Source organism: Angustibacter aerolatus (genome assembly GCF_054776675.1).
The window spans coordinates 1-11699 of record NZ_BAAHBM010000009.1; the positions used below are offsets into that span (position 1 = coordinate 1).

Consider the following 11699-nt stretch of genomic DNA (forward strand, 5'->3'; position numbering starts at 1 on the left):
GACGTCGGCCGCCGACCGCGCGGGCCTGGACGCCGTGCAGCTGGTGCCGCGCGTGCTGCGCGACGTCGGCGACCGCGAGCTGTCGGTCGAGCTGTTCGGCCGCACGCTGCCGGCGCCGCTGCTGCTCGGGCCGGTCGGCGTGCTCTCGATGGCGCACCGCGACGCCGACCTCGCGGTGGCCCGGGCGGCGCGCGCGCTCGGCGTGCCGATGGTGATCTCGAGCCAGGCGTCGGTGCCGATCGAGCGGCTGGCGGCCGAGCTGGGAGACTCGCCGCGCTGGTTCCAGCTGTACTGGAGCACCGTCGACGAGCTCGTCGAGAGCTTCGTGGCGCGTGCCGAGGCGGCCGGCTGCGAGGCGCTCGTCGTCACGCTCGACACCACGATGCTCGGCTGGCGCACCCGCGACCTCGACCTCGGCTCGCTGCCGTTCGCCCGCGGGCAGGGCATCGCGCAGTACACGAGCGACCCGGTGTTCCGCCGGCTGGTCGCCGATCGGGTGGCCGCCGCGCCGCCGGCACCCTCTCCCCGGCCGACGCCGGCCGCCGTCCGCGCCCTGCTCGACGTCTCGCGCGCCCACCCGGGCCGGTTCGTCGACAACCTGCGCTCGCCGGTGCCGCGGGCGGCGGTGCAGACCTTCCTCGACGTCTACTCGCGGCCGACCCTGACCTGGGCCGACCTGGCGTGGCTGCGCGAACGCACCCGGCTGCCGATCGTGCTCAAGGGCGTGCTGCACCCGGACGACGCGCGGCTGGCCGTCGACCACGGCGTCGACGGGCTGGTCGTCAGCACCCACGGCGGGCGGCAGGTCGACGGCTCGGTCGGCGCGGCCGAGGCGCTGCCGGACGTCGTCGCCGCCGTCGCCGGGCGGGTGCCGGTGCTGCTCGACAGCGGGGTGCGCGGCGGGGCCGACGTGGTGAAGGCGCTCGCCCTCGGGGCGGCCGCGGTGCTGCTCGGCCGGCCGTACGTCTACGGCCTCGCGGTCGACGGCGCGCGCGGCGTGCAGCAGGTCGTCGAGGACGTGCTCGCCGAGGCCGACCTCACCCTGGGCCTCGTCGGCTGCCGCAGCGCCCGCGAGGCGAGCGGGCTGCCACTGCGGCGTACGTCACGCTCCGTGATCGAACCGCCCCACCGTCTCAGCACGTGAACCCCTCAGTCCCCGACCGAGAGGCCATCGTGCACACCATCAGCGCCACCTGTCCGACCTGCGGTTCCGTCGAGCTGCACGCCGAGCGACTGCTGCTCGTCGAGTGCACCGTCCGCGAGTGGTCGTACTACACCTTCCGCTGCCCGGGCTGCCGCGAGGACGTCCGCCGCGAGGCGCCGTCGAGCACCCGCCGCCTGCTGCTGCGCCGCGGGGTCGAGGTCGAGCCGTGGCACGTGCCCGCCGAGGCGCTCGAGCGCCGCGAAGCCGGCCCGCTGACCGCCGACGAGGTGCTCGACGCCGTGCTGCAGCTGCGCGACCCGGCCACCGACCTCGTGGCCCTCGCCTGCGCCGCGCGGCCGGGCGCGACCCGACCGGCGCAGCGGCTCGAGGCGTTCGACCGGCCCGAGCACCCCGACGTCTGCTGAGGTCTCAGGCGCGGTCGGCCGCGAGCAGGGCCAGCAGCGCGGTGTCCTGCCGCACGCCGTCGACCACGGCGGACTGCCGCAGCACCCCCTCGTGGCGGAACCCGAGGCGCTCGGCGAGCGCGATGCTGCGCACGTTGCCCGGCGCGGCCTGCCACTCGACGCGCACCACCCCGCGCTCGAACGCCCACTGCAGCAACGGTTCGAGCGCCCGGCGGGCGACGCCGCGGCCCTCGGTGCCGGGTGCCAGCCACACGCCGATCTCGCAGACGCCCTGCCCGACGTCGAAGTGCGGGAACAGCACCCCGCCCACGAGGTCGCCGTCGCGCCAGACGCCCCACAGGTGCCGCTCGTCGGCTGCGTGCCCGTCGGCGTAGCGCTGCAGCCACGCGCGGCAGCTCACCAGGTCGACGTTGCGGCTGGCCATCGGCACCCACTGCCGGATCGACGGCCGCACCTCGTCCAGGTGCGCCGAGAACACCTCGGCCTGCCAGGGCTCGACGGGCGCGAGCGCGTACCCGTCGCCGATCTCACGCCTCAGCACTGATCACTCCCGGTAACGGTCGCAGCCGCATCACCCAGCCGTCGGCGTCGCGGTAGTACCCCCGGCGCAGCGCGATCCGCTCGAACCCGGCCGAGGCGTAGAGCCGCTGCGCCACGACGTTGTCGCCGCGCACCTCCAGCAGCAGCTGCGTCGCGCCGACCCGGGCCGCGTGGTCGACGAGCGCGGCGAGCAGCCGGCGTCCGAGGCCGCGGCCCTGCGCGTCCGGCGCCACCGCGATCGTCATGACGTCGGCGTCGCCACCCTGCACCGACAGCCCGGCGTAGCCCTCGACGCGGCCGGCGTCGTCGCGCTGCAGCAGGTACGTGCGGGTGTCGTGCCGGGCCAGCTCGCCCCACCACGTCGCCTCGCTCCAGGCGTCGTCGTCGAACAGCTGCTCCTCCAGCGCCGCCAGCTCGGCGACGTCCCACCAGCGCACCGGCGCGAGCGTCACGTCAGCACGCTCTTGCGCGGGCCCGCCTCGTGCACGTCGGGGCGGCGCAGGTAGCGCGGCGACAGGTCGCTCAGGTCGTCGCCGCGAGCCAGCCGCCGCACCACGAGGTCGGCCAGGCCGGCGGCCGACGGGTCGAGCGGGCCGATCGGGTCGGCCGGGTCGCCACCGAGGTGCTCGGGGTAGAGCGACGCGCCGCGCCCCACGACCGGGCGCCCGTCGACCGGCACCGACGCCGGCAGGTCGACGTGCGGGCCGTCGGTGCGCTCGCCGGCGGCGTCGTAGGCGGCCCAGTAGACCTCGCGCCGGCGGGCGTCGGTGGCGACGACGAACGGCCCGTCGACCGCGCCGAGGGCGACGGCCTCGGCGGCCAGCACGTCGAGGGTGCAGACGCCGTGCGCCGGCACCCCGAGCGCCTCCGCGAGCGCCTGCGCGGTGACCAGCCCGACGCGCAGCCCGGTGAACGGGCCGGGTCCGGTGCCGACGGCGACGCCGGTGAGGTCGGCGGGCGCACGCCCGGCCTGCGCCAGCACCTGCTCGACGGCGGGGGCGAGCAGCTCGGCGTGCCGGCGGGCGTCGACGGTCGTGGCCTCGGCGAGCACCTGCTCGCCGTCGTGCAGGGCGACGGTGACCGCGGGCGTCGCGGTGTCGAGCGCGAGCAGCAGCATCAGCGCGCCACCGTCGTCTCGGGCAGGGCGACGCCGGCCCAGCGCCCGCCGAGCCCGGTCAGCCGCACCTCGCGCGGCTCGTCGACGTCGTCCAGGTCGTCCGGGTCGTCCGGTTCGTCCGGGTCGTCGTCGCCCCCGACGCCGGTCGCCGCAGCCGGCCGGCGGCGGGCGCCGTCCGGGCCGGGGCGCTGGCCGCGGCGGCGCTCGAGCCGCACCAGCAGCCGGTCCTGGGCGAGGTCCTCGACGAGCCCCTCGCCCCACTCGACGACGGTCACCGAGGCGTCGAGCCCGGCGTCGAGGTCGAGGTCGTCGACCTCGCCGATCGAGCCGAGCCGGTAGGCGTCGACGTGCACCAGCGCCGGGCCGCCCACCTCGCTGGGGTGCACGCGGGCGATGACGAAGGTGGGCGAGGTGATCGGGCCGCGCACACCGAGGCCCGCGCCGATGCCCTGCGCCAGCGTCGTCTTGCCCGCCCCGAGGTCACCGGTCAGCAGCACCAGGTCACCGGCGCGCAGCACCGCGGCCAGGCGCGCGCCCAGATCGTGCATCGCGGCGCGCGTGGGCACCAGCTCGACCGACTCCACGCCGGTCATCGTAGGGCGAGCGGCCACCGGCCAGCAGCCCCCGTCCTAGCGGGCACGGCGACGGCGACCGCGGTGCCGCCGACGGGCCGGGCGGGGCATCGCGGCGTGCACGCGGTCGAGCAGCTCGGCGAGGTGCAGGTTCACGACGTCGGGGTGCTCGAGCATCAGCATGTGCCCGGCGCGCGGCAGCAGGACGTGCTCGGCCTCGGGCAGCGCGGCCGCGATGGCCTCGCTGTGCTCGAGCGGCGTGAGCAGGTCGCCGTCGCCGTTCAGCACGAGCACCGGCACGTCGGCGAACGCCTTCAGCGCGGTGCCCTTGTCGTGCAGGTCGAAGCCCGGCAGGAAGGCCGCGAGGACGTCGATCGGCGTGCTGGCGATCATCGCCGCGGTGAACCGCACGAGCGACGACGGCACCGGCGAGGCGTAGGAGTAGTGCCGCACCAGCCGGGTCTCGAGGTCGCTCGACACCATGCGCCGCGTGCGGTCGACGTACGACGGGGCGCGCGACAGGGCGGTCAGCACGCCTGGGCCGAGCTTGTGCACGACGCGACCGAGACCGAGGAGGCCGATCCAGTCGACGCTCGCCATCTGCCCGGACGACGTCGCGACGAAGGCGCCGCCGACCACCCGCTCGCGGATCGTGTCGGGCTGCTGGTCGGCGAACTCCATGACGGTCATGCCGCCCATCGAGTGCCCGACGATCACCAGCGGCCCCTCGGGGGCGCAGGTCGCCACGACGGCTGCGAGGTCGGCGCCGCACTGCCCGAGCGTGTAGTGGTCGCTCGGGCCGGTGGACGAGCGGCCGTGCCCGCGCAGGTCCCAGAAGACCAGCCGGTACCGGCCGCGCAGGAAGGCCCGCTGGTAGTGCCAGATGTCCATGTTCAGCCCGAAGCCGTGGCTGAGCACCACCGTGACGACGGGGTCGCCGGCCAGCTCGGGGTCGGGCTCGTCGACCTCGGCGTACAGCTGCGCGCCGTCGCTCGCCACCACGCGCACCGGCTCGCCGCGCAGCGAGCCGTAGGCCTCCTGCAGGTCGGGCACCACGCCGCGGGACGACGTCCACCGCTGGGCGGCGACGCCGAGCGCCGCACCGACGCCCGCCGCGGCGACCCCGGCGCCGAGCCCGAGCAGTCCCCGCCGCTGGCTCACGCCCTGGCCCCGAGGTAGGTGCGCGGCACCCGGACACCGACCCGCGTCACGATCTCGTAGCCGATGGTGCCCACCACGTCGGCCCACTCCTGCGCGGTCGGCTCGCCACGGGTCGCGTCGCCGAACACCACGACGTCGTCGCCGGCCCGCACCCCGCCCGGGTCGGGCAGCCCGTCGAGGTCGACGACCACCTGGTCCATGCAGACCCGGCCGGCGACCCGGGTGCGGCGACCCGCGACGAGCAGCGGCCCGGCGTTCGACGCAGCCCGCGGCAGCCCGTCGGCGTACCCCAGCGGCACCAGCGCCAGCGTCGTGTCGTGCGCGGTCGTGTACTGGTGGCCGTACGACACGCCGGTGCCGGCCGGCACCTGCTTCACCAGCGCCACCTGCCCGCGCAGCGTCATCACCGGCCGCAGGCCGTAGTCGGCCGGGCCGCCGAGCTGCGGCACCGGCGACAGCCCGTAGACCGCGATGCCCGGGCGCACCAGGTCGAAGTGCGCGGCCGGCGTGGTGAGCGTCGCCGCAGAGTTGGCCAGGTGCCGCACCTCGAGGTCGGCGCCGAGCCGCTCGGCCACCGCGACCGCCTCGCGGAACGCCACCAGCTGCCGGGCGGACGTCGGGTGGTCGGGCTCGTCGGCCCACACCATGTGCGACCACACGCCGACGACGCGCAGCACCCCCTCGGCCTGCAGCCGCAGCGCGGCGCCGACCAGGTCGGCCCAGCCGTCGGCCGTGACGCCCCCGCGCGAGAGCCCAGTGTCGATCTTCAGGTGCACCCTGGCCACCCGGTCGGTGGCGCGCGCTGCGGCGGCGATCTCGTCCAGAGCCCAGTGGTCGCTCACCGACAGGTCGACGTCGCCGGTCAGCGCGGCGGCGAAGTCGTCGCCGGGCACGTGCAGCCACGACAGCAGCCGGCCCTGGTCACCGCCACGCCGCAGCGTGAGCGCCTCGTGCAGCTGGGCGACGCCGAGCCAGGAGGCGCCGCCCTCGCGAGCGGCCCGCGCGCACGGCAGCAGCCCGTGGCCGTAGGCGTCGGCCTTCACCACGGCCATCACCTGCGCGGAGCCGCTGCGCGCGTCGAGCGCCGCGACGTTCGAGCGCAGCGCGTCGAGGTCGACCTGCGCCTGCGCGGGCGGCGGCGTCGACGGCGTCGGCGGCGTCGCGGGCGTCGAGGTCACGCGCGCCAGTGTGTCAGCCGCCCCCCGCCGGCCGAGATGCGACTCGTGGTTCACCGCACCCGCCCGCGGTGCACCGCCGGGCGCATCTCGGCGTCGTCCGCGTGCAGCAGCCCGGCCACCGTCGCCGGGATCGCGTGCAGCACCGACTCGGCGCTGACCGGCCCCCCGCCCGACGCCCGTGCGCCGGCCCGGCCGTGCACCGCGGCACCCACGGCCCCGGCGTCCAGGGGGGTCAGCCCGGCGGCGAGCAGCGTGCCGGTGAGCCCGGCCAGCACGTCGCCCGACCCGGCCGTCGCCAGCCACGGCGGCCCGTCGGCCTGGCTGCGCACCGTGCCGGCGACCGGGACGACGAGCGTCGTGCCGCCCTTGATCAGCACCGTCGCACCGGTCAGCGCCGCCGCCTCGCGGGCGTGCCGCAGCGGCGCCGCCTCGACCTGCTCGCGCGCCACCGCGCGACCGGCGCGGGCGGTGAGCAGCGTCGCGAGCTCACCGGCGTGCGGGGTCAGCAGCACCTGCCCCTCGACCCGCTCGGGCAGCAGGCTCAGCGCCCCGGCGTCGACCAGGCACGGCAGGCCGCTCGCGAGCGCCTCGCGGATCGCGTCGGCCTGGCCTTCGACGGCGGCCGGGTCGACGCCGCGGCCGAGCACCCAGGCCTGCACGCGACCTCCGCCCGGCACCACCTCCGGCCAGCGCGAGCGCACCTGCTCGGTCGGCTCGGGCGGCCCGACGTACCGCACCATGCCGACGCCGGCCTGCACCGCCGCGCCCGTCGCCAGCACCGCGGCGCCCGTGTACTGCCGGCCCCCGGCCACGACACCGAGCACGCCGCGGCGGTACTTGTCGGTGGCCGCCCGCGGCACCGGCCAGGCCGCCGCCAGGTCGGCGGCGTCGAGGCGGGTGACCGCAGGCGGCGTGCACACCAGCGCCGGCCGGGTGCCGATGTCGACGACCTCGACCCGCCCGGCCGCCGTGCTCGCCGGGGGCAGCAGCAGGCTGGGCTTGGCCGAGCCGAACGTCACCGTGAGGTCGGCCTCGAGCACCGCCGCCGGCCGCGCCCCCGACGCCACGTCCGCGCCGCTCGGCAGGTCGACGGCGACGCGCAGCGCGTGCTCCGGCACCAGCGCCCACCGGGCCGTCACGGCCTCGTCGACGCCCGGCAGCCCGCCGTCGTCGAGCACGCCGGCGAGCACGGCGTCCGCTCGCGTCAGGACGTCGTCCGGCACGTCGGCGAGGTGCGTGACCCGTCCTCCGGCGGCGCGCAGCGCCTGCAGCCCCGCCTCGTGCGCGCGGTCGGCGACGAGCACGGCGTCGACCCGCACGCCGCGCCCGGCCAGCCGCGCACCGGCCCACAGCGCGTCGCCCCCGTTGTCGCCGGGGCCGACCAGCAGCACGACGCGCGCACCGACCACCCGACCGCGGCGAGAGCGCAGCTCGCGGGCGACCGTCACCGCCAGCGCGGCGGCGGCCCGCTGCATCAGCGCGCCGTCGGGCACGGTCGCCATCACCCGGCGCTCGGCGGCGCGCACGTCCTCGACCTCGTAGGCGTCGATCACCCGCCCACCCTGCCCGGCGTCCGGCCGAGATGCGACCAGTGGTTGCTCTGGACCCCCCTGAGCGACCACTGGTCGCAACTCGGCGGGGTGGGGTCAGTGCGACTCGGCGACCACGACGGCGCTCGCGATGCCCGCGTCGTGCGACAGCGACACGTGCAGCGACGTCACGCCCAGGGCCTCGGCCCGGGCGGCGACGGTGCCGGTGACCTGCAGCTCGGGGCGGCCGTGCTCGGTGCGGACGACGGTGGCGTCGGTCCAGTGCAGCCCGGGCGGGGCGCCGAGCGCCTTGGCCAGCGCCTCCTTGGCGGCGAACCGGGCGGCCAGGCTGTTCAGCCCCAGCGCACGCTCGGCCTCGGTGAACAGCCGCAGCCGCAGCGCCGGCGTCCGCTCGAGGGTGCGACCGAAGCGCTCGACGTCGACGACGTCGATGCCGACCCCGACGATCACGCGGCGGTCACTCGACGGTGACGGACTTGGCCAGGTTGCGCGGCTGGTCGACGTCGTGGCCCTTGGCCAGCGCCAGCTCGCACGCGAACACCTGCAGCGGCACCGTCGTCACCAGCGGCGCGAGCAGCGTCGGCGTCTGCGGCACCTCGATCAGCGTGTCGGCGTACGGCAGCACGTCGGTGTCGCCCTCCTCGGCGATCACGATGGTGCGCGCACCGCGGGCCCGGATCTCCTGGATGTTCGAGACCACCTTGCCGTGCAGCGAGTCGCGACCACGCGGCGACGGGACGACGCAGAACACCGGCAGGCCGGGCTCGATGAGCGCGATCGGCCCGTGCTTCAGCTCGCCGGCCGCGAACCCCTCCGCGTGGATGTACGCGAGCTCCTTGAGCTTCAGCGCGCCCTCGAGCGCCACCGGGTAGCCGACGTGCCGGCCGAGGAAGAGCACCACCCGCGCGTCCTGCAGCTCGCGGGCCAGCGCGCGCACGGGGGCCATCTGGTCGAGCACCCGCTGGATCTGCTGCGGCACGTCGGCGAGCTGGGCCAGGATCTCGCGGACCTCGTCCTGGAACTTGTTGCCGCGCAGCTGCGCCAGGTAGAGCCCGAGCAGGTACACCGCGGTGATCTGGGCGAGGAAGGCCTTGGTCGAGGCGACGGCGATCTCGGGACCGGCGTGCGTGTAGATCACGGCGTCCGCCTCGCGCGGGATCGTCGAGCCGTGCGTGTTCACGATGGCGACGACCTTCGCGCCCTGCTCGCGGGCGTGCCGCACGGCCATCAGCGTGTCCATCGTCTCGCCGGACTGCGAGATCGCGACGACGAGCGTCTTCTCGTTCACGACCGGGTCGCGGTAGCGGAACTCGCTGGCCAGCTCGACCTCGGTGGGCACGCGGCACCAGTGCTCGAGGGCGTACTTGGCCACCTGCCCGGCGTAGGAGGCGGTGCCGCAGGCGATGACCACGATCTTGTCGACCCGGCGCAGCACGGCGGGGTCGATGCGCAGCTCGTCGAGCACCAGGTGCCCGTCGGCGTCGGTGCGGCCGAGCAGCGTGTCGGCGACGGCGCGCGGCTGCTCCTCGATCTCCTTCGTCATGAAGTTCGGGTAGCCGCCCTTCTCGGCGGCCGAGGCGTCCCAGTCGACGTGGTACTCGGTCGTCTCGGCGGGGGCGCCGTCGAAGTCGATGACGTCGATGCTGTCGGCGGTGATGGTGACGAGCTGGTCCTGGCCGAGCTCGATGGCCTCGCGGGTGTGCTCGATGAACGCCGCGACGTCCGACCCGAGGAAGTTCGCGCCGTCGCCGACGCCGACCACGAGCGGGCTGTTGCGGCGGGCCCCGACGACCGTGCCCGGCACGTCCGCGTGCACCGCGAGCAGCGTGAAGGCGCCCTCGAGCCGGTTGCAGACGCGGCGCATCGCCTCGGTGAGGTCGCCGACCTCGTCGTACGCCCGGCCGACGAGGTGCGCGGCGACCTCGGTGTCGGTCTCGCTGCGGAACACGACGCCGGTCTCGGCCAGCTCGGCGCGCAGGTGCGCGAAGTTCTCGATGATCCCGTTGTGCACCACGGCGAGCCGGTCGTCCTGCGACAGGTGCGGGTGCGCGTTGCCGTCGGTCGGGCCGCCGTGGGTGGCCCAGCGGGTGTGCCCGACGCCGGTCGTGGCCGCGGGCAGCGGGTCGGCGTCGAGCGCCTCGACCAGGTTCGCCAGCTTGCCGGCCTTCTTGCGCACGTCGAGCCCGGCGCCGTCCTGCACGACCACGCCCGCCGAGTCGTACCCGCGGTACTCCATGCGCCGCAGGCCCTCCATCACGACGTCGAGCGCCGCCGGACCGCCGTCACGAGTGGTGTACCCCACGATGCCGCACATGGCCGCAAGGGTAACGTTCGCCGACGTGGCCCCCGGCAACGGCGCGAGCGTGCCCAGTCCGTACGTCGAGCTCGACCGGGCGGCGTGGGCGCGGCTGCGCGACCAGACGCCCTTGACGCTGGGTGAGGACGACGTGCGCCGGCTGAGCGGTCTGGGCGACCGCGTCGACCTGGGCGAGGTCGAGGAGGTGTACCTGCCGCTGTCGCGCCTGCTGAACCTCTACGTGCGGGCCTCGAACCGGCTGCGGCGCGTGTCCGGCGACTTCCTCGGCGAACAGCCCGAGCGGGTGCCCTTCGTGATCGGCATCGCCGGCTCGGTGGCGGTGGGCAAGTCGACGACGGCGCGGCTGCTGCGCGACCTGATGTCTGCGTGGCCGCAGACGCCGTCGGTCGAGCTCGTCACCACCGACGGGTTCCTGCTGCCGAACGCCGAGCTGGAACGACGAGACCTGTTGCGGCGCAAGGGCTTTCCCGAGTCGTACGACCGCCGCCGGCTGCTGCGCTTCATGGCCGAGGTGAAGGCCGGGCGCGACGAGGTCGAGGCGCCCGTCTACTCCCACCTCACCTACGACGTCGTGCCCGACGCGAGCGTGGTGGTGCGCCGCCCCGACGTCCTGATCGTCGAGGGCATCAACGTGCTGCAGCCGCCGCGCGTCGGCGACGACGGCACGGCCCGGATGGCGGTCAGCGACTACTTCGACTTCTCGCTCTACGTGGACGCGAAGGTCGAGGACGTGCGCCGCTGGTACGTCGAGCGGTTCCTGCGGCTGCGGCAGACGGCGTTCGCCGACCCCTCGTCGTACTTCCACCGGTACGCGGCGCTCAGCGACGACGAGGCGGTGAGCACGGCGCTGGGCATCTGGCGCGACATCAACGAGGTCAACCTCGTCGAGAACGTGCGGCCTACCCGCGGCCGGGCCTCGCTGGTGCTGCAGAAGGGCGCCGACCACGCCGTCCGACGGGTGCGCCTGCGCAAGCTCTGACCCCGCCGTCGAGGGCCCCCCGTCCTGCCGAGCTGCCGCTTCCGGGGGTCTCGAGCACGTCTCGGACCCCGGGAAGTGGCAGCTCGGCTCGGAGCGGCAGGCGGGTCAGGCGTCCGGGCCGCCGCGCGGCGGGTCCTCGCCGACCAGGCCGTCGACCGACTCGCGGAGCAGGTCGGCCTGCCCGTTGTGCCTCGCGTACTCGTCGACGAGGTCGAGCAGCATCCGCCGCAGGTTGGCGTGCGAGCCGTCGTCGTCGGCGGCGTGCAGCTGCTGCCCCAGGTCGCCGCGCTGCAGGGCCTCGGCGACGCTCGCCCGCGACCGCTCGACGGCGGCGCGCCACAGCGCCCGCAGCTCATCGGGGTCGTCGGTGGTGGCCGAGTGCCACTCCCAGTCGGGGTCGTCGTCCCAGTCGCCGGCCGCCCACACCCGCGGCATGTCGCGGCCCCACAGCTTGTGCTGGAAGTAGTGGTCCTCGACGAGCGCCAGGTGCTTCAGCAGGCCGGCGAGCGTCACGGACGACGGTCCGAGGGTCGCGCGCAGCCCCTCGGCGTCCAGGCCGCTGGTCTTCCACCACAGGACGCCGCGGGTGCGTTCGAGCACCCCGATCGTGGTCGCGGCCTCGTCGCCGTCGCGGGGCGGTTCGGTGTACATGGTGTCGGTCATGACGGCGACGCTAGGGTCGTTCGCGGACGACCTGCGTCCGCGAACGGGGGCAC

Annotated in this window: 13 protein-coding genes; 3 read left to right on the plus strand and 10 right to left on the minus strand. The window is 75.8% G+C overall.

Annotated elements, in window-relative coordinates; all coding sequences use genetic code 11:
• A partial coding sequence (locus ACYVI6_RS03755; protein WP_460445090.1) for an alpha-hydroxy-acid oxidizing protein occupies positions 1-1144 on the plus strand: 1144 nt, incomplete at its 5' end.
• A complete protein-coding gene (locus ACYVI6_RS03760; RefSeq protein ID WP_460445091.1) occupies positions 1141-1569 on the plus strand; it encodes a hypothetical protein in 429 nt (142 codons plus the stop codon). The genes ACYVI6_RS03755 and ACYVI6_RS03760, both read left to right, overlap by 4 nt.
• Before the next feature lie 4 nt (positions 1570-1573).
• On the opposite strand, the gene ACYVI6_RS03765 is transcribed toward ACYVI6_RS03760, so the two are convergent.
• The 9 genes from ACYVI6_RS03765 to glmS form a co-directional block, all read right to left on the minus strand.
• Positions 1574-2110, minus strand: a complete 537-nt coding sequence (locus ACYVI6_RS03765; protein WP_460445092.1) for a GNAT family N-acetyltransferase — start codon at positions 2108-2110, stop codon at positions 1574-1576.
• Positions 2097-2561: a ribosomal protein S18-alanine N-acetyltransferase gene (gene rimI, locus ACYVI6_RS03770; RefSeq protein ID WP_460445093.1), complete on the minus strand. Its 465-nt coding sequence runs from the start codon at positions 2559-2561 to the stop codon at positions 2097-2099. Before rimI ends, ACYVI6_RS03765 begins: the two co-directional genes overlap by 14 nt.
• Positions 2558-3226, minus strand: coding sequence for a tRNA (adenosine(37)-N6)-threonylcarbamoyltransferase complex dimerization subunit type 1 TsaB (gene tsaB / locus ACYVI6_RS03775; RefSeq protein WP_460445094.1), 669 nt, complete (start codon positions 3224-3226; stop codon positions 2558-2560). Before tsaB ends, rimI begins: the two co-directional genes overlap by 4 nt.
• A complete protein-coding gene (gene tsaE, locus ACYVI6_RS03780) occupies positions 3226-3819 on the minus strand; it encodes a tRNA (adenosine(37)-N6)-threonylcarbamoyltransferase complex ATPase subunit type 1 TsaE (RefSeq protein ID WP_460445095.1) in 594 nt (197 codons plus the stop codon). The genes tsaB and tsaE overlap by 1 nt, the downstream gene beginning before the upstream one ends.
• A gap of 36 nt (positions 3820-3855) precedes the next feature.
• A complete protein-coding gene (locus ACYVI6_RS03785) occupies positions 3856-4959 on the minus strand; it encodes an alpha/beta fold hydrolase (RefSeq protein ID WP_460445096.1) in 1104 nt (367 codons plus the stop codon).
• Entirely contained in the window at positions 4956-6137 is a 1182-nt protein-coding gene (alr, locus tag ACYVI6_RS03790; RefSeq protein ID WP_460445097.1) for an alanine racemase, read from the minus strand. The genes ACYVI6_RS03785 and alr overlap by 4 nt, the downstream gene beginning before the upstream one ends.
• A gap of 50 nt (positions 6138-6187) precedes the next feature.
• Complete coding sequence (locus ACYVI6_RS03795) at positions 6188-7690, minus strand: bifunctional ADP-dependent NAD(P)H-hydrate dehydratase/NAD(P)H-hydrate epimerase (RefSeq protein ID WP_460445098.1); 1503 nt, start codon at positions 7688-7690, stop codon at positions 6188-6190.
• Positions 7691-7783: 93 nt separating this feature from the next.
• Complete coding sequence (locus ACYVI6_RS03800; protein WP_460445099.1) at positions 7784-8137, minus strand: holo-ACP synthase; 354 nt, start codon at positions 8135-8137, stop codon at positions 7784-7786.
• Between the two features lie 7 nt (positions 8138-8144).
• Positions 8145-10001 (minus strand): glutamine--fructose-6-phosphate transaminase (isomerizing), encoded by a 1857-nt coding sequence (glmS, locus tag ACYVI6_RS03805; protein WP_460445100.1) that lies wholly within the window; start codon positions 9999-10001, stop codon positions 8145-8147.
• Between glmS and coaA the strand changes: the two genes are divergently transcribed.
• A complete protein-coding gene (coaA, locus tag ACYVI6_RS03810) occupies positions 10000-10983 on the plus strand; it encodes a type I pantothenate kinase (protein WP_460445101.1) in 984 nt (327 codons plus the stop codon). The two genes, glmS and coaA, sit on opposite strands and share 2 nt — an antisense overlap.
• A 105-nt stretch (positions 10984-11088) precedes the next feature.
• On the opposite strand, the gene ACYVI6_RS03815 is transcribed toward coaA, so the two are convergent.
• A complete protein-coding gene (locus ACYVI6_RS03815) occupies positions 11089-11646 on the minus strand; it encodes a mycothiol transferase (RefSeq protein WP_460445102.1) in 558 nt (185 codons plus the stop codon).
• Between the last annotated feature and the right edge of the window lie 53 nt (positions 11647-11699).